At 55.0% G+C, this 389-nt stretch carries 1 protein-coding gene; it reads left to right on the top strand.

Going from position 1 to position 389, the window contains the following annotated elements; genetic code table 11:
- Positions 1-389: IS110 family transposase (locus tag ACLD9W_RS12535; RefSeq protein WP_410842304.1), on the top strand; the 389-nt coding region annotated here is incomplete at both ends.

Here is a 389-nt window from a genome sequence, read left to right as displayed (position 1 = left end):
CAAAACCGAAACCAACAACCCCAAAGGCATCGCCCATACCGTCGAATACCTTAAAAAACACAAGGTCGCTCTCGTCGTCATGGAAAGCACCGGCGGTCTCGAAATCCCCGCCGCCAAAGCCATCCACCGCGCAGGCATAGCCGTGATCATCGCCAACCCGCGTCAGACGCATCAGTTTGCCCAATCGCAGTCGCTAACCAAAACCGATGCCAAAGATGCCAAAATGCTCGCCTTCTTCGCACAGATGACGGCACAGAAAGAAGGTTGGCAAACCATGCTCTACCAGCCGCCCACCGAAGCGGAAGAAGTGTTGGAAGCATTGGTTAACCGCCGCAACCAACTGGTGGATATGCGGACTGCCGAGAAAAACCGTCTGCATCAGGTTCACG

This window comes from Neisseria sp. WLZKY-1 (assembly GCF_046546535.1).
GTDB lineage: Bacteria > Pseudomonadota > Gammaproteobacteria > Burkholderiales > Neisseriaceae > Neisseria.
This window is presented reverse-complemented; position numbering and strand designations above follow the sequence as displayed.